The following is a 17,526-nucleotide window of genomic DNA, read 5'->3' as shown; positions in this document are numbered from 1 at the left end:
TCCAACTTCCCGGCTGCCTGGAGTTCGGCCAGCAGCAGCTCGTGCAGCCGCTGCCACACCCCGGCCCGGTTCCCACACCCGAGGTCGTCCCGTTCCTCATCTTCGCCCTCTCCGGCGGAACGGTCCCGCTACCGCTGACCGTGCTGCAGATCCTCGCCATCGACCTCGGCACCGAAACTCTCCCCGGGCTGGCCCTTGGCCGCGAACCCGCCGAGCCGGGACTTATGAACCGACCACCCCGCCGGCGCGGCAGCACCATCATCGACCGGCACATGCTCATCAGAGCCTGGGGCTACCTCGGCATCATCTCCGCCGCACTCGTCATGGCCGGCTTCCTCCTCACCCTCTACCGGGCCGGCTGGCGACCCGGCGCCCCCACCGGCCCCGGAAGCCCCCTACACCACGCCTACCGGCAGGCCACCACCATGACCTTCCTCGGCATCGTTGCCTGTCAAGTCGGCACCGCCCTCGCCGCCCGCACCGACCGGGCCTCACTACGCTCCGTTGGCCTGGCGAGTAACCGGCTCCTGCTGTGGGGAATCGCGTTCGAACTCGCCTTCGCCGCCGCGATCGTCACCGTGCCGCCGGTACAGGCGATCTTCGGCACCACCCTGCCCGACCCCGTCATACTCGCCATCCTGGTCGCCTTCCCGATACTCGTGTGGGCACCTGACGAGATACGGCGAGCAGTACTACGCCACCGCACCAAAGACGTTGACGTCCGTTCGCTGTAGCTTCCCAAGGGCGACGGACAGCCGGGCAGCATCCCGGCAGTAGAGGCCGCCGAGGATGGCAGGCGATGGTCGTCTATCACCAGCAGCCGCCGGATCTGGTGCTGCTCCATCAGCCGCAGCACCTCGTCCTTGCCGGCTGGGCACGCCCTAGCCGCCCGAGCGGCCGCTGTGCATAGCAGATCAGGGCAATCTGCCCATTTGGCGCCGATCGCCTTCGAAGCGGACATAGTTTAGGTGCAGGGGCAGCGGCGCGCGGGGGACGGTGTGATGGGTGAGCCGCGGGAGGCGTTCGTCGAGTTGCAGGAGCGCCTGGGCCGTTCGGGCACGCGGATGCTGGATCGGCTTCGGCGGGCGCAGGACGAGGACGGGCGGGTCGATGCCGAGGATTTGGCGCGGGCCGCTGGCGAGTTCGGCTGGCCGGTGGCGGCCGTGACCGGTTCGGCGACCTACTACGCGGACTTCGCCGAGGGTCGGCGGGGCCGACGGCACGTTCGGGTGTGTGAGGGGACCTCGTGCTTTGTGAGCAGCCAGGGCCAGCACATCGCGCGGCTGGAGCGGGCGCTGGGCGTGCGGCTGGGCGAGTGCGCCGCGGACGGGGCGGTGTCGCTGCAGGGCGTCCGGTGCCTGGGCTACTGCTACGACTCACCTGCCGTGCTCGACGGGGAGCTGCCAGCCAGCGGGGAGACGCTGGGTGGGCTGTTCGGTGACCCGCTGGCCGCGCAGCGGCGGACGAGGCCCGGTTGGGTCGAGCCGTTGAAGATGCGGGCGGCGGAGATCCCGTACGCGAGCGCGGTCGAGCGGCCGGTGGTGCTGGCCGGGCTGGTTGGTGGCGAGGAACCGTGGGCGGTGTGGCCCAGCGTGGTGACGGCCGGTTCCCGCGAGAAGATCATGAGCGAGATCGCCACGTCGGGCTTGCGCGGGCGGGGCGGGGCCGGCTTCCCGGTGGCGAAGAAATGGTCGATGACCGCCAGCGAACCCGCACTCCGGTACGTGGTGGGCAACGGCGACGAGGGTGACCCTGGTTCGTACGGGGATCGGCTGCTGATGGAGCACGACCCGCACCGGATCCTGGCGGGTTTGGCGTTGGCCGGGTACGCGGTGGGCGCGCGGCACGGGCTGATCCTCGTGCGCTCGGAGTACCCGACGGCCGTCAAGCGGCTGCGTGCCGCGGTGGCGCAGGCGCGGGAGGCCGGTCACCTGGGAAAGGGGGTGCACGGGTCGCCGGTCGACTTCGACGTGGAGATCGTGGTGGGCGCCGGCTCGTACGTCGCGGGGGAGGAGACGGCGTTGCTGCACGCCCTGGCCGGGTTGCGGGCGGCGGTCCGGGCGCGCCCCCCGTACCCGACCAGCCACGGCTTCCTCGGACGGCCGACTGCGGTCAATAACGTGGAGACACTGGCGGCGGTGCCGTGGATCGTGCGGCATGGTGGGGCGGCCTACGCCCGGCTGGGCCACCCGGACGAACCCGGCACCAAGCTGGTCTGCCTGAGCCAGCGCTTCCGCCGGCCGGGCGTGTACGAGGTGGAGTTCGGTGTGCCGCTGCGCCGCCTGGTGGAGGAGCTCGGCGGCGGGCTGCGGGAGCCTTACCAGCTGCGCGCGGTGCAGGTCGGCGGACCACTCGGCGGCTTCCTCACCCCAGACCAGCTCGATCTGCCGCTGCTGTCCCGGCCGCTCACTGCGGCCGGCGTCGCGCTGGGGCACGCCAGCCTCGTCGCGGTCGACACGAGGGTGCCGGCCGCGGCGATCCTGCGGCACGCCTGGGCGTTCGGGGCCGCGGAGAGCTGCGGCGCCTGTACGCCCTGCCGGGTCGGCACCCGCCGCGGCGTCGAGCTTGTCGAGCGGCTCCGGGAACCTGCCCAGGCCGCGGCGGCGCTCGCCGCCCACGAACCGCTGCTGGAAGTCCTGACGGTGGCGAGCCTGTGCGCGTTCGGGCGCGGGGTGTCCTGCGCGGTACGCAGCCTGCTTCGCGTGTACGCGGACGAGCTGCGCCAAGCGGCGCCGCCGGCCAGCACGAGCATGGCGGGCGAGTAGATGCGGCTGTCCGTCAACGACATCGCCGTCGAGGTGGCCGATGGAGCCACCGTGCTGGACGCCGTACTGGCGGCCGGGGCGGTGGTGCCGACCCTCTGCTACGACGAACGGCTCACCCCGCAGGGGTCGTGTCGCGTCTGCCTGGTTGGTGTGGCCCGACGAGCGATGCCGGCCTGCACGACACCGGCCGCCGAGGGCATGGTCGTGCGCACCGACGACCCGGCCGCCCGGACATCGGCGCAGCTTGCCCTGGAACTCCTCGTCTCCCAACTGCCCGCGCGGGCACTCGACATCCCCGCCGAGCGCAGCGAGCTGGTCCGCGCCTGCCAGCAGTTCGGCGTCACGGAAGGCCGGTTCGACGGGGCCATGCGAACCGCGGGCGTCGACCACTCCCACCCGTACGTGAAACTCGACCGGGACCTGTGCATCGCCTGCAACCGGTGCGTACGCATGTGCGCCGAGGTACAGGGCACGTTCGCGCTCTCCCTGGCCGGGCGCGGGTTCGACACCGTCGTCGCCGCCGGCACCGGCGGACCGTGGGTGTCGTCTCCCTGTGTGGCCTGCGGCGGCTGCGTCGACACCTGCCCGAGCGGCGCGCTGTCCGAACCAGGGCTGCTCGACCCGCGCCCGATCAGCCGGACAACCACCACGACCTGCGGGTACTGCGGCGTGGGGTGCAGCCTGCAGGTGCACGTACGCGACGGGGCCGTCGCCGCGATCACTCCGGTGCACGGTGCCCCGGTCAACCGCGGCCACGCCTGTATCAAAGGACGGTTCGCGCACGCCTTCACCCGATCCCGGGACCGGCTGACCACGCCCCTCATGCGCCGCGACGGTCGGGATTCCCCGCTGGAACCCGCATCCTGGGAAGAAGCGCTCAGCGCCGTGGCGACCCGGCTGCTGGCGATCCGGGACCGGCACGGGCCGGACGCGATCGGGTTGATCTCCTCGGCCCGGGCGACCAACGAGGAGAACTATCTCGCCCAGAAGTTCGCTCGGGTCGTGATCGGCACCAACAACATCGACAACTGCTCCCGGCTCTGTCACGCCCCGTCCGCCGTCGGGCTGACCGCCTCGTTCGGCCATGCCGGCGGCACCAACTCCGTGGACGACCTCGACGACACCGACTGCATCCTGATCGCCGGGGCGAACCCGACCGAGGCCCACCCGGTGATCGGGGCCCGGATCAAGCAGTTGGTGCTGCGCGGTGCCCGGCTCGTCGTCATCGACCCGCGGCGGATCGACCTCGCCGAGATGGCCGACGTGCACGTGCAGGCCAGACCCGGCTCCAACGTCGCCGTCTTCAACGGCATCGCCCGAATGCTGCTCGACGAGGGGTACGCCAACGAGGCGTTCCTACGCACGCGGGCCAGCGGGCTGGCGGAACTGACCGAACTGCTGCGCGACTATCCGGTGGACCAGGCGGCGCGGCTGGCCGGGGTGCAGCCCGAGACGCTGGTCTCGGCGGCACGCCTCTACGGGACCGCGCGACGGCCAGCGATCGTCTACGGCCTCGGCATCACCGAGCACGCCCACGGCACCGACGGGGTCCGGACGCTGGCGAACCTGGCCATCCTGAAAGGCGCCGTCGGCACCCCCGGCTGCTGCGGCGTGCTGTCAATGCGCGGGCAGAACAACGTCCAAGGGGCCTCGGACATGGGCGCCCTGCCGGACCTGCTGCCCGGCTACCAACACGTCACCGACGCCGAGATCCGGGTCCGGTTCGCGCGCTCCTGGGGAGTGGACGTGCCCGCCCGGCCCGGGCTACGGATTCTGGACATGTTCGCCGCGGCGATCGCCGGCCGGGTACGGGCCATGTACGTCATCGGCGAGGACATCGCCCAGACCGACCCCGACAGCGGCAACGTACGCCAGGCACTCGCCGCCTGCGATCTCGTGGTCAGCCACGACCTTTTCCTCTCCGGCACCGCTCAACTCGCCGACGTGGTGTTCCCGGCCGTGTCGTTCCTCGAGAAGGACGGCACCTTCGTCAACTTCGACCGGCGAGTGCAGCGGGTCCGTCCGGCGATGAGCCCGCCCGGCCAGGCCAAACCCGACTTCGACATCCTGCAGCTGCTCGCCCGTGCGATGGGGGCCGAACTGGGCTGCCCCACCCCGGCCGACGCGATGGCCGAATGCGCCACGCTGACCCCCACCTTCGCCGGCATCTCGCACGCCCGACTCGACCGGGACGGGCCGCTGCACTGGCCGTGCCGCGCCGCCGACCAACCCGGCGAAGGACACCTCTACCTCGACTCCTTCGCGACCCCCGACGGCCGCGCGGCGCTGGCCGCGCGACCGTACCTGCCGCCGGGCGAACAACCCGACACCGCTTTCCCGTACGTCCTGATCACCGGGCGCCGGCTGGTGCACTACAACAGCGGATCGATGAGCCGCCGTACGCCCAATGGTGAGCTTCGCCCGCGCGAGGTGCTCGACCTGCACCCGGACGACGCCGCCCGGCTCCGGCTCACCGACGGCGACCTCGTCGAGGTGACTAGCCGGAGGGCGACCGTGACCTACCCCGTGCACCTCACCGACACGGTCACCCCAGGCCAGATCTTCACCGCCTTCAACTTCCCCGACACCCCCACAAACGCCCTTACCTCCGACGCCACCGACACCGAGACAGGCTGCCCTGAATACAAGGTGACCGCGGTATCCCTGAGCCCCGTACGAGTAGGGGGTCGAGCCGGTGGCCGGGCAACGTCGGCGCGGCTGGCCGGTCCAACCCGGGTACCGCGGCCCTAGCCGGCACGCCCAGAGCGCGACTGGTGATGGCGAGGGCTTCCCGCCGCGGACGGGGCGAGATCCAGCAGCTGCGGTGGGAGTGGGCACTGCTGGTCACGGTCACGGCCGTGGTGCTCGCCGGGCGGCACTCTGGTTCGCCGACCGGCGGGGGGTGTCCCTATGGGTTTCGTCAAGCAGCGAGGCGGGGTTCGTCCGCCGTTCTGGGCTGATATGGGGTGTGGGTTCGGAGCATGGCGTGGAGGACGTCGACCCGGCGGCGGGCGAGGCAGATGAGGGCGGCGTTGTGTTTCTTGCCTTCGGCGCGTTTCCGGTCGTAGTAGGTGCGGCTGGCCGGGTCGGCCAGCGCGGCGAACGCGGACAGGAAGAACGCGCGTTTGAGCTGCTTGTTGCCGCCCTTGGGTGGGTGCTCGCCGCGGATGGAGCTGCCGGAGCGGCGGGTGACCGGGGCCAGGCCGGCGTAGGCGGCCAGGTGACCCGGGGTGGGGAAGGCGGTGCCGTCGCCGACTTCGAGCAGGATGCCGGCTGCGGTCCTGACACCGATGCCGGGCATCGTGGTCAGGACCCCGGCAAGAGGGTGCGCATCAAGCATCCCCTCGACCTGTTCGGCGACCTGGTCACGCTGGCGCAGCAGGTCACGCAGGCTGTCAGCCAGTCGGGGCAGAACGGTCTCTGCGGCCGTGGTGCCGGGCACGACGACGGTCTGCGCGTCGAGCGCGGTGAGGATCTGCTCGATCAGGCGGGCGCCCATGCGTGGTGCTCGGGCCTTGACGATCTCGAGGAGTTTCGCGCGGCCGGCCTTGCTGATCCCGGCGGGTCCGCCGCACCGCGACAGCAGCTCCAGCACGGCAGGATGCTGCAGTTTCGGGCCCAGTACCCGCTCCAGGGGTGGGTGGATCTGGGTGAGCAGACCGCGGATCCGGTTGGAGATCCGGGTGACCTCGCCGGCGAGGTCGTCGTCGTAGCCGACCAGGACTTCCAGCTCAGCGAGGGCCTCGTCGCCGGTGTCGACCCGGCGCAGCGTATGCGGCAGGGTCCGGGCGGCGTCCGCGATCACGTACGCGTCTCGGGCGTCGGTCTTGGCCGTGCCCGGGTGCAGGTCAGCCAGGCGGCGCATGACCAGACCCGGCAGGTAGGCCACCTGATGCCCGCACGCGCGGGCGACAGCCACCGGCAGCGCGCCGATCGAGGCGGGCTGGTCGACCACGACCAGGATCAGGCCGTGCCGGCCGAGCTTGTCGAACAACCTGCGCAGCCCCGCCTCGGTGTTCGGCAGCGTGGCGTCATGCAGCCGCTTACCCTCGCGGCTCAGCGCGACCGCGTGATGCCCTTCCTTGCCGACGTCGAGTCCTACAAAGACGCCGAACCCGTCGTGCACTCCCCGCCTCCCCACCACCTCGTCGTGGCTCGGCCGCAGGTCAGACGCCGGACTGCCGGCATCCACGTTACGAAGAGACCTACCCCAAGCACAGGGCGGCCGGGTCCCTATCAGCGGTCCGCCGACGCCACCCGACCCGGCGACAACACCCCCCGGATCATGCGTACGACAGGGGCAGAGAGTCATACCGGGCCGGGCGACCGAGCAGTCCCCGGCTGGGGACGATCAAAAAGGTAACGGGGCGTTCAGGGGAGTGGTGTTGTCGACCTGCCCGTGAAAAGGCCGTTGATGTCCGTCCGGCTCGGTACCCAAGCCCTCGATTTCGAGCTGGAGGAATTCACGGGATCCGCGCCACGCCGCGGCGACGTCGGTCACAGCCGCCGCTCCTGGCCGTGCTGGCGCAGGATCCGCGTGAACTCGTCGGCGCTGCGCCGCCACGGCACACCTATGCCCATCGCCGGGTCCTCGGCTGCTTCGGATGCAGGTACGCAGCGATAACGGCGTGCCGCCGGACGTTGCGCCAGCTGCCCGCTACGCCGTCAGGACTCTGCGCAGGCTGCGGACGGTGTCGAAGGCCGGGTTGACGTCCGCGGCGGCGTCGTCTTGCCACAGGTCGCGCCATTCGCAGTCCGCGGCCATGACCCGGTCGAGGGCCCTCACTGCGAGTACCGCAAGGTCGTCGGGCAGATCGAGCCGGCCGCCGTCGCGTAGGAAGTCCGGCGCGTACGGGGAGGTGATCGGCTGCCCGCCGGGCAGCTGCGCGGCCACGATCGCGGCAGCGGCGATCGCCTCACAGGCGATGTCGGCGTCGGGGTAGCCGTCCTCGCCGGCGGCCCGGCTCAGCGCCCCGCGGACCAGCGCCGGGCGCTGGGCCACGTCGGCGTCGTCGAGGTCACCACACCAGTCAGCGGCGGTGTCGTTGTCGAACGGTCCGCTGTCCCAGGTCCCCACGAAGCCTCCCAAGATGGGTTGCGCGGCATTCTCGCACCGGCATCCGACAGGTTGAACAGGAAGGCGGCTATGGTGCCCGGATGGCGATCGGCAGGTCGGGGCAGCGGCGGCCGGAGACGGCAGCGGCCGAGCTCGACGCGTACCCGCGCGAGCTCCGGGCGGGCGGCCATCCGGTGGCCCGGGCATTGCGGCGGGTCGGAGTTCGGGGTGCGGGTCGACGGCGAAGTTGGCTACGCCGACCGTACCTGCCACTTGTGCGCGGCACTGCTTTGCACGTGCCAGGGCGAGCGCCACGACGATCGGCACGACCGGCACCGCCGCCACCGTACCCGCGTCTCGAGCAGGGCGGCCCGCACCGTGTGTCTGCATCTGCTGTTCGGCGCTGGCATGGCATCGTTCGCAGTCGATGGGATGGCGTGGGGGTTGGGATCATATGGCTGTCCGGCGCCGGCCGATGGCGCCGCTGACCAGGGCATCGTTGCTCATCCTCGCTCTGCTCAACGCATCCGAGCCATGATCAACTGACTTTTCTTTGACTCTGGGTCGGTGGGACAATCGGCTCATGTCCCTTGACGAGGTACGCGACCTGATCGCCCGGCACGTCAGGCCCGATCTTCGTACGGCCATAGATGGGGTACTGATCTTCAAAGCCGACAAGCCGTTTCCCCCCAAGCCAACAACATATGGGAAAGTCTTCGCATTCGTCGCCCAAGGGGCGAAGCGTTTCGGGCTCGGCGACCAGATCTACGAGTACCGGGCAGGTCAGTACCTCGTCGTCTCGGTGGATCTGCCGGTCACGGCGCACTTCAGCGCCGCGACCCCGGACAAGCCAGGGCTGGGCGTGGGGTTGACGCTCGATCCCATTGCTATCGCTGACCTGCTGCTGCAAGCGCCAGCCGACCTCTTGCGCGACAGCGACGAGGGCACGCCTACCGGGCTGGCCATCAGCACGGCCTCCGCCGACATGCTCGACGCGGTGTTACGGCTGTTGCGGCTGCTCGACACCCCACGCGACATTCCCGTGCTGGCGCCGATGATCAAGCGCGAGATTCTCTGGCGGCTGATTACCAGCGAACAGGGCCCGACAATCCGGCAGCTCGGGCAACCTGACGGCACTTTGAGCCACATCACTCGCGCTGTCCGCTGGATGCGCGATAACTACCGCGAGCCGTTCCGGGTAGAGATGGCGGCACAGCAGGCGGGAATGAGCGTCTCGGCTTTCCACCGCAACTTTCAGGCGCTCACCTCGCTGAGCCCGATCCAATATCAGAAGCAGATCCGGCTTCATCAGGCACGGCTTCTGCTCGCCTGCGACGCCACGAACATCGCGGGAATCAGCCGCCTGGTGGGCTACGACAGCCCGTCGCAGTTCAGCCGCGAGTATCGGCGCCAGTTCGGTGCGCCGCCGAGACTCGACGCGATCCGCCTGCGACAGCCCGTGCCGGCTCACTGATGGACCGCCCCGAACCCTGCTGGGGCGGTTCCTCGCGGCATCGCCTGCCACCGTCCGGGGGAACCCGAGAGGATTAGGCAAGAATGCGAGAGGAATGTCGCTTCCACTCGCATGCTTGATCGTGTTGCCTGAGGAGTAGGCAACGTGAGGTGCATGTGGATGATATCGGGCTTTACGGCCGAGATGCTGAGCTAGAGCAGCTTTCGACGTTTCTGGGCCAGGCAGGGCGCGGAGGCGCCGCACGGCTGCTGACGGGTGAGCCCGGTGTGGGCAAGTCCTCGCTCATGGCCGCTGCGGCGGAACGTGCCCTCGCAGAGGGCATGCAGGTGCTGCAGGCCTCGGGCTCCGAGTTCGAGGCCGATGTCAGCTACTCGGCCCTCAACCAGTTGCTGCTTTCCGTTCAGGCTGACATATCACGGCTTCCCACCGGCCCGCGCAAAGCGCTGGAGGTGGCGCTGGGATTCGGGGCCGGTACGGCACCGGACGCCCTGCTGGTCTGCAACGCCACCCTTCTGCTCGTGCAAAGCCTTGCCGCCGAGGCGCCGGTGGTGCTTCTGGTCGACGACGTTCATTGGATCGATCGTGCCAGCGCTGTCGTTCTCGGCTTCGTGGCTCGTCGTCTGGCAGGCTGCCGAGCCGGTCTGCTGATGTCGACGCGAACAGGTGCGGCCAGCTACCTCGACCGGCGCGGGCTGGCCGAGGTCGTGGTGGCCCCGTTGGACCAGGCCGCCGCAGAGCAATTGGTGGACGCCACCTTTCCCCAATTGCCGTCGCGTATCCGGCGGCGGCTGCTGGATCTCGCCCAAGGCAATCCGCTGGCATTGATGGAGTTGCCGTCCACGTTGTCAGGCGCCGTCCAGCGAGTGGCGGCTCAGCCCGAGGTTGTTCCGCTCAACGACCAGCTGCAGGAGTTGTTCGCGAAACGCATCGCGGAACTACCGGAGCCGACCCGCCGTCTGCTGCTGCTGGCCGCATATGAGGGCACTGGTGACGTGCGGGTGCTACATGCCGCCTGCGCCGACCGCGGCGGGTTGGCCGACCTGGCTCCCGCTGAGCGGACGCAGCTGGTGCATGTGGACGACGCGACCGCCCAGATCGCATTCCGGCATCCGCTCATCCGATCAGCGATCGTGGCAATGTCAACGCACGAGGAGCGGCGTACCGCGCACGTCGCCCTGGCCAAGGTGTTGGTCGACGACGAGGAGCGCCGGGCGTGGCATCTGGCCGCAGCCGCGGTGGCTCCGGATGAGGCCGTCGCGCAACTGCTCGAAACCGCCGCACACCGTGTCATGCTGCGCGGCGATGCGGTCGCAGCGATCATATCCCTGGTACGCGCCGCTGAACTGAGCGTGACCAGCGCCGACCGGGGCCGGCGGCTTGCCGAGGCCGCCTACATCGGCGCGGAGGCGGGCGGAACGACCGCGGACGCCCGCACACTGCTGGCCGATGCCCGCCGGGCGGTGCCGGACTCGACTGGGTCGCTGCACGCGGCCAACGCCGCCGCGTTCCTGATGCTAGACGGCGAGGGTGATGTGCACACTGCGCATCGTCTGCTCGTCGGCGCCATCGAGGCCGGCGATCACGGGTACCGCGCCGACGATCCGGCGTTGATCGAGGCAATGCACACCCTGCTGCTGGTGAGCTGGTACGGCAGCGCACCGCAGTACTGGGAGCCGTTCTTCCGCGCCCTGCGGCGGCTGCGGCCAAAACCGCCGCAGATCCTCGACCTGGCCAGCAAGACCTTTCCCGACCCCGTACGCACCGGCATGTCCGCCCTCGCCGACGCGGAAACGATTCTGGGCGCCCTCGCCGAGGAGACCGACCCCACACGCGTCATGCGGATCGGCACCGCCTCGGTGTATCTGGACCGGCTCGGTGACGTCCGCGAAGGGTCGTGGCGGCTTGTGCATCAAGGACGCGACGGAGCGGCGGCTCGCAGGCACATCGGTGCGCTGATGCACCTGTGCCTGGACGACTTCCTCATCGGCCGATGGGACGAAGCGCAAGAGCTGGCATGGGAGGGCCAGCGGATCTGCGACACCGGCGGCTTCCCATTCTTTTCGTGGTATTTCTGGTACAACAGGGCGATCGTGGCCGCCGGGCGAGGCCAGGCCGACGAGGCGTACAAGCTGGCCGATGAAATCACCAACTGGGCGCATCCTCGGGGGGTATCGGCTGCTGTCCTGTTCGCCCACCATCCGCGTACCCTCGCCGCCGCCGCGGCCGGCGACTTCGACGCCGCATATGTCCACGCCGCCGCCATGAGCCCGCCGGGGACCTTCGCCCCGTTTGTGCCCCACTGCACATGGGTTGCATTCGACCTGATCGAGGCGGCTGTGCGGACCGGGCGGACGGTGGAAGCGCGGGCACACGTCGAAGCGATGCGCACGGCCGGACTATCGCGGCTGTCCAGCCGGATGGCGCTGATCCAAGCGGGTGCCGAGGCCCTGGTCTCCGACGACCCCGAGCCCGCGGAGAGGCTTGAACAGTTACTCGGCGACACCGCTGTCGACCGGTGGCTGTTCGACGCGTCCCGCGTACGGCTGGCGTATGGCGAGAAGCTCCGGCGAACCGGACACGTCACGCAGGCCCGCCTCCACTTGCTCGCCGCGCGTGACGGGTTCGCCGCGATGGCAGCCGGGCCGTGGCTTGACCGCGTACACGGCGAGCTGCGCGCCGCGAAGTACCCGCTGGCCGACGCTCGCGCCACCGGCACGGCCGTATTGACAGCGCAGGAGGCGCAGATCGCTCAGCTGGCCGCCAGCGGCCTGACCAACAAGGAGATCGCCCACCGTCTGTTCCTCTCGCACCGCACCGTCGGCGCGCACCTGTATCGGATCTTTCCCAAGCTCGGTGTGACGACCCGGGCCGGTCTCAGGGATGCCCTCTCGTCACCTCCTGATCCCCAGTGATCTGCTCGGCCGGACGGTCCGGAGCAGTCTCGGCTGCGAGCACGCAAGCCTGCGCCTCCTTCGCTTCGAGCAGCCGTTCCAGCAGGCGGCGGGTGGTCGGGTCCGCGTCGCCCACCCAGCGCACGGCCTCCTGCAGGGTCTGGACGAGGATTCGAGCCGCCACGAGATTCTGCGCCACGATCCCGGTGAGGTCGCCGGCGGCAAAGCTCTGAAAGCTGATACGTGACCGTCCGGCAAGGTGCCGTGGATCGTGGTCGGCGGCGAACCCGAGGTCGCGGATGCGGGCTGCCAGCGCACGGGCCTCGGCTCGGTCGTCGTCGGCGCAGGTGAACAGATAGTCGGCGACCGGCTGCGCCGACAGGCCCCGCACCAACAGGGCGTGGTGTTCGTACTGCAGCGACGACACGATCACGCTCGACAGCAAGACGTTGAGCAGACGCGCCAACGCGCTCAGGTCGGCCCGGTTCGATGGCGTGATCGGCCCGTCGTCCGGGTCCCACACCGCACGGTCGCGTACCTCGCGTCTGCGCAACCCCGGTTGTCCTGACATACACCCATGGTCGGTCAGCCGCCCGCCGGGGCACATCTGTCAATTGACTTAACGATCGCCGCTGAGGCGCGGTCCGGCGGCGGCGTCACCGGTCCCCGTGCGGGCTTTGCCCAGAAGGGCTGCGCGTGCCATTACGTCATCGACGGCTAGGTAACCGGCCACAGCTAGGCGATGACCTGGAGGTCGTATGACAGATGTGCCGCCCCTGTCGCTGCGACGAGATTGTTCTCGTCCTGAACGAGCACGACCCATCAAGGGGCGCACACCATGAACATCGGACACGGCTTCCACGCCACGATGACCGCCAAGCCCGGCAAGGGTGACGAGGTCATCGACCTCCTGCTCCACGCGCCGTCGCTGGCCAACAACGACTGCGTCGTGTTCCTGGTCGGCCGGTCCGCGGCCGACCCGGACACGATCTTCGTCACGGAGGGCTGGACCAGCCCCGAGGCACACAGCGGCTTCTTCACCAGTGAGCCCGCGCAGACCCTGGTCGCCCGGCTCCAGGCACTGCTGGCCGCCGAGTCGGCCTACACCGACGAGATCCCCGTCGGTGGCAAGGCCGCCTTCTGAGAGGACGAACTATCATGATCACCACCACATCGCGTCCCGGCGTCGATCCCGAACTGGCGGCGCTGCTCGCCGAGATGCCGCTGACATCCATCCTGAACGCCGACGCCCTCGCGCAGGTACGCCCATACTCCTCGGCTCCGGTCGAGCCACTGCTGGACGGCCGTCCCATCGACCGCAGCGAATTCATCACCCGCGCTGACGACGGCACGGAGATCGCGCTGTCGGTCTTCCGCCCGACCGGTGACCGCACCGCACTCGCGCCATGCATCTACTGGATCCACGGCGGCGGCATGATCATGGGTGACCGGTTCGCCAACATCGACATCCCGCTGGAATGGCTCGACCGGTTCGGTGCCGTGATCGTCACCGTAGAGTACCGACTGGCTCCCGAGGCTCACGGCCCGACGCTGGTCGAGGACTGCTACCGAGGCCTGTTGTGGACGGCCAAGCACGCCGACGCGCTCGGCGTCGATCCGAGCCGCATCATCGTCGCCGGCGCCAGTGCCGGCGGCGGCCTGGCAGCCGGGGTGACGCTGCTGGCCCGCGACCGGGACACCGTCCCGATCGCCGCGCAGATCTTGATCTGCCCGATGCTCGACCATCGCAACAACACAACCTCCAGCCGCCAGTTCACCGGCGTACCCGGCGTCTGGACCGGGCAGACAAACGAGTTCGCCTGGCGGTCGGTCCTCGCCGAACTGCCCGCCAGCGTTTCCGCGTACATCTCGCCGGCGCTCGCCGAGAATCTGTCCAACCTGCCAACCACCTACATCGACGCCGGAACCGCTGAGGTCTTCCGCGACGAAGATGTCGACTACGCCAGCCGGATCTGGGCTGCCGGCGGCCAGGCCGAGCTGCACGTTTGGGCGGGTGGCGTCCACGGGTTCGACGCGCTGTTCCCACAGACGCGCATCGGTGCGATCGCTCGGCGGGCCCGCACTGAATGGTTGATCCGCACATTGGACGGCATGTCCGCCGAACGCGGGGGCAGGCGATGACCGTCGACTACCGCGGCCAGTTCCTACGTGAGTTCATCCGCGATCCGCTCACAGTCGCGTCGGTCGCGCCGAGCAGCCAGGCACTCGCCGACGCGGTCGTCGCACCGGTTCCACTCACCGGCGACCCCGTCGTGGTGGAGCTTGGCCCCGGCACCGGAGCGTTCACGCAGGCCATCCAGCGGCGGCTGGCCGGCCGAGGCCACCACCTGGCCATCGAGATCAACGAACGGTTCGCGGACCTGCTCGCTGCGCGCTTCCCGGGCGTCGACCTCGCCATCGCCGACGCCCGCAACCTGCGCGAGATACTGACGGTACGCGGGCTCGACCACGCCGACGTCATCGTCAGCGGGCTCCCGTGGGCGGCCTTCACACCAGGACGACAGGACGACCTGCTCACCGCGGTCACCGCAGTCCTCGCCCCGCACGGAGCCTTCACCACCTTCGCGTACACCCACACGCGCTGGATGCCGCCGGCCCGGCGGCTCCGACGCGGTCTCGGTGAACGGTTCGAGGAAGTGGTACGCGGCCAGACGGTGTGGGCCAACATGCCACCCGCGTTCGTCTACGTCTGCCGCAGGCCGCACATACCAGCGCGCCGAGGGACGACCGGGATGGCTCCGTACCTGTCGTGGCGCCGGCCCACACGGACATCGCAGATTACCCGACCACCGAACCGCTGAGCGCAGGCCGCGCGGCAACCTCGCGCGGCCCCGTCGCTCTCGCACTACCAAACGATGGGGACACCATGCGTACCCATGCTTTCACTTCTGACGACGCTAAGGCCCGGCGCCGCGGCAGACATGTCGTCATGAGCACCGAAGGCGACCGGGTCACGACGCTGGAACTGTTCTTCGACCTCGCATACGTCTTCGCATTCATCCAGGTGAGCATGCTCATGATCGAGCATCACGACGCCACCGGCATCCTGCAAGGGCTGGCCGTCCTCGGGCTGCTGTGGTGGTCCTGGACGGCGTACAGTTGGCTGGCCAATCAGGCCCGCGCGGACGAAGGCCTAGTCCGCATCGCGATGATCGTCGCAACGATGGCCGTCTTCGCTGTCGGACTGGCCGTGCCGGAGGCCTATCATGACCGCGACGGAGGGCTGTTCGGGCCGATGGTGTTCGTGTGCGCCTACCTGGTCGCCCGGTGTACCCACGGCGCGGTGTACATTCTGGCAGCCGTCGGCGAGGAACGGGCCCGGCGTGAAGTCGTGCTGACGGTGCTGGCATCCATGCTGCCGTCCGGCATCCTGCTTACCGCCGGCGCTCTGCTCGGCTCGCCGGCGCAGGTGTGGTGTGTGTCCGCCGCGGCCGCCATCGAACCGGCCATCGCCTATGTCACGACCCGGGGCCTACAGGGACGCATCAACTCGGCCGCGCACTTCGCCGAGCGCCACGGGCTCGTCGTCATGCTCGCTCTGGGCGAATCAATCACCGCACTCGGATTCGGTGCCACCATCGGACCTATCAGCCTGCCGATCCTCGCTGGGGTGATCCTTGCGGTCCTGATCGCGGTCGCCATGTGGTGGGCGTATTTCGCCCGCCTCGCCCGCACTGCCGGACTTGCGCTCACCCGCCAACGGGGCCGGCGACGCGCGACGACCGCCCGCGACGGATACACCTACCTGCACTTTCCGATCATCGCCGGTATCGTCCTCGCCGCTGTCGGAGTTGAGTCCGCCATGGTCCACATCGGGCAGGGGGACGCGTTCGGCCTGCTGGGCTCTGGAACGCTCACCGGTGGTGTGGCCGGCTACCTCGTCAGCACCGCCCTGTTCGCCGGCAGAGTCATCGGCGGCTGGCGCTGGTCAAGATTGTGTGCGCCCGTGATCCTGCTGGCGGCCGTGCCCCTGTTGGCGACGCTCTCGCCGCTGGCGGTCCTCAGCATGGTCGCCGGGACGATGGTGGCGGCGCTGCTGGCTGAGTGGCTCCTAACCAGCGATGGCCTGCGGCTGACCTGGCCAACCCGGCAGGCAGATGAGTGCCCACGGCAGCGTCAGCGCATCGGGGCTGGCGACATTGACGAGGAACCGTCCGTGGGCGTCGGTGACGTCCATCGACGGCGCCGGACGTAGCCCTTGGCATGGGGGAGCGACGCGTGGACGAGCCTTGCGGGCCAGTCACCGTTCGTCGACGTCGTATCCGGCGGCCACGTCGCCGCATTCGATCGCGGCCACGTGGGCGGCGTGCCGGCGTAGGTATGCGCGCGCGCCCTGGTCGCCACGCACGGTCGCGGCGATCTCAGCCCAGTGGTCACGGCCCAGTACCACCGGATGGCCCGGCTCGCCGTCGTAGCAGGCGCGAGTCAGGCAGCCCGGGTGTGCCTGCGCCAGCAGTCGGGCCACCGCCGTCGCAGAAACCCCGGGCATGTCCACCAGATGCACGCACACGGCCGAGACCCTCTGTATGCGGGCGGCTGTGGTCATTCCGAGCCGTAACGATGAGGCCATACCCTCGGCCCAGCCCGGATTCTCGACCACCTGAACACCTTCAAGATCCACGGCAGCCCGGGTCTGGCGGGCTCCGGCACCGAGGACCGCGATGATCGGGGCGCAGCCGCCGTCCCGAAGCACGCGGAGCGCCTGCCCGAGAAACACCGGTGCCTTGGGGCCGCCGTAGCGGCGCCCTGCCCCGGCGGCTAGGACCAGGCCGGCGACGCGGTCTGCCGCAGCGTCGAGAGAACTCATCGCGACCCGCCGCATGATCTACGCCCAAGCCGGGCGCGCGGGGACGCGAGATCAGGGCGCCGTTGCGGCGGCGGGCCACTTCCCTCCGTTGGGCAGCAGGGCCGCGACGAGAAGACCCGTGACATCGCGAGGGCCTGGGGGTGAGGCGGGATCACCACCGCAGTCTGCACGATTCTGCCCACCTGTTCTGTCGCCCGAAATGATGCGCTGCCCACGAAATCAGGAAAGCTCGGGCCAACGGCGAGACCCGCCGGCTGGACGCCGACCACCGCCACGTTGCTCGACGCGTTGCGCGCCGGCCCGCTTCCCCAACCCCTTCACCGTCATGCATAGTCGCCGCCGGTCCACCGGACCGTCTCTCGTTTGCACCATCAGCGTCAGCCGGCCGAGACGTGGCGAGCCTCAGCTGCGGACGGCTTCGGAGCTCCCGATGGCCAGTCACGGCGCCGCCGTGCCATACGACGCCGCGGAGATCGCGAACACATCAGCGCTGGCCGCCCACCACGGGCCGC

General features: G+C 69.8%; 14 protein-coding genes. 9 read left to right on the top strand and 5 right to left on the bottom strand.

The window, feature by feature from the left end:
• The 3 genes from FXF52_RS36240 to fdhF form a co-directional block, all read left to right on the top strand.
• The coding region (locus tag FXF52_RS36240) for a cation-translocating P-type ATPase C-terminal domain-containing protein (protein ID WP_187413922.1) at positions 1-734 on the top strand (734 nt) is incomplete at its 5' end.
• A gap of 267 nt (positions 735-1,001) precedes the next feature.
• Entirely contained in the window at positions 1,002-2,765 is a 1,764-nt protein-coding gene (locus FXF52_RS36235; RefSeq protein ID WP_148804191.1) for an NAD(P)H-dependent oxidoreductase subunit E, read from the top strand.
• Positions 2,766-5,516 carry a formate dehydrogenase subunit alpha gene (gene fdhF / locus FXF52_RS36230; RefSeq protein WP_148804190.1) on the top strand — a complete coding sequence of 917 codons (2,751 nt, stop codon included), beginning with the start codon at positions 2,766-2,768 and terminating at the stop codon, positions 5,514-5,516.
• Positions 5,517-5,685: 169 nt separating this feature from the next.
• On the opposite strand, the gene FXF52_RS36225 is transcribed toward fdhF, so the two are convergent.
• From FXF52_RS36225 to FXF52_RS36220, 3 genes are all read right to left on the bottom strand, one after another.
• On the bottom strand, positions 5,686-6,891 hold the full coding sequence (locus FXF52_RS36225; RefSeq protein WP_148804189.1) for an IS110 family transposase: 1,206 nt from the start codon (positions 6,889-6,891) through the stop codon (positions 5,686-5,688).
• Positions 6,892-7,116: 225 nt separating this feature from the next.
• On the bottom strand, positions 7,117-7,266 hold the full coding sequence (locus tag FXF52_RS42120; RefSeq protein WP_187413921.1) for a hypothetical protein: 150 nt from the start codon (positions 7,264-7,266) through the stop codon (positions 7,117-7,119).
• 156 nt (positions 7,267-7,422) lie between these two features.
• Entirely contained in the window at positions 7,423-7,842 is a 420-nt protein-coding gene (locus FXF52_RS36220; protein WP_148804188.1) for a DUF4259 domain-containing protein, read from the bottom strand.
• Between the two features lie 562 nt (positions 7,843-8,404).
• Between FXF52_RS36220 and FXF52_RS36215 the strand changes: the two genes are divergently transcribed.
• Both FXF52_RS36215 and FXF52_RS36210 read left to right on the top strand, forming a co-directional pair.
• Positions 8,405-9,295 (top strand): AraC family transcriptional regulator, encoded by an 891-nt coding sequence (locus tag FXF52_RS36215; protein ID WP_148804187.1) that lies wholly within the window; start codon positions 8,405-8,407, stop codon positions 9,293-9,295.
• A gap of 149 nt (positions 9,296-9,444) precedes the next feature.
• Positions 9,445-12,207: an AAA family ATPase gene (locus FXF52_RS36210; protein ID WP_222870869.1), complete on the top strand. Its 2,763-nt coding sequence runs from the start codon at positions 9,445-9,447 to the stop codon at positions 12,205-12,207.
• Here FXF52_RS36210 and FXF52_RS36205 read toward each other — a convergent pair.
• Entirely contained in the window at positions 12,170-12,709 is a 540-nt protein-coding gene (locus FXF52_RS36205) for a ferritin-like domain-containing protein (protein WP_187413920.1), read from the bottom strand. The genes FXF52_RS36210 and FXF52_RS36205 overlap by 38 nt on opposite strands.
• A 315-nt stretch (positions 12,710-13,024) precedes the next feature.
• Here FXF52_RS36205 and FXF52_RS36200 point away from each other — a divergent pair, with 315 nt between their 5' ends.
• The 4 genes from FXF52_RS36200 to FXF52_RS36185 all read left to right on the top strand — a co-directional run bounded on the left by FXF52_RS36200 (position 13,025) and on the right by FXF52_RS36185 (position 16,402).
• On the top strand, positions 13,025-13,330 hold the full coding sequence (locus FXF52_RS36200; RefSeq protein WP_148804184.1) for a putative quinol monooxygenase: 306 nt from the start codon (positions 13,025-13,027) through the stop codon (positions 13,328-13,330).
• A 14-nt stretch (positions 13,331-13,344) separates the two neighbouring features.
• Positions 13,345-14,328 (top strand): alpha/beta hydrolase, encoded by a 984-nt coding sequence (locus FXF52_RS36195; RefSeq protein WP_148804183.1) that lies wholly within the window; start codon positions 13,345-13,347, stop codon positions 14,326-14,328.
• Positions 14,325-15,008, top strand: coding sequence for a class I SAM-dependent methyltransferase (locus tag FXF52_RS36190; RefSeq protein WP_148804182.1), 684 nt, complete (start codon positions 14,325-14,327; stop codon positions 15,006-15,008). Before FXF52_RS36195 ends, FXF52_RS36190 begins: the two co-directional genes overlap by 4 nt.
• Before the next feature lie 128 nt (positions 15,009-15,136).
• A complete protein-coding gene (locus FXF52_RS36185; RefSeq protein WP_222870868.1) occupies positions 15,137-16,402 on the top strand; it encodes a low temperature requirement protein A in 1,266 nt (421 codons plus the stop codon).
• 45 nt (positions 16,403-16,447) lie between these two features.
• On the opposite strand, the gene FXF52_RS36180 is transcribed toward FXF52_RS36185, so the two are convergent.
• Positions 16,448-17,014 carry an NTP transferase domain-containing protein gene (locus FXF52_RS36180; RefSeq protein WP_148804180.1) on the bottom strand — a complete coding sequence of 189 codons (567 nt, stop codon included), beginning with the start codon at positions 17,012-17,014 and terminating at the stop codon, positions 16,448-16,450.
• Positions 17,015-17,526: the final 512 nt, after the last annotated feature.

It is taken from the genome of Micromonospora sp. MP36 (assembly GCF_008119785.1).
In the GTDB taxonomy this organism is placed as follows: Bacteria; Actinomycetota; Actinomycetes; order Mycobacteriales; family Micromonosporaceae; genus Micromonospora.
This window is presented reverse-complemented; position numbering and strand designations above follow the sequence as displayed.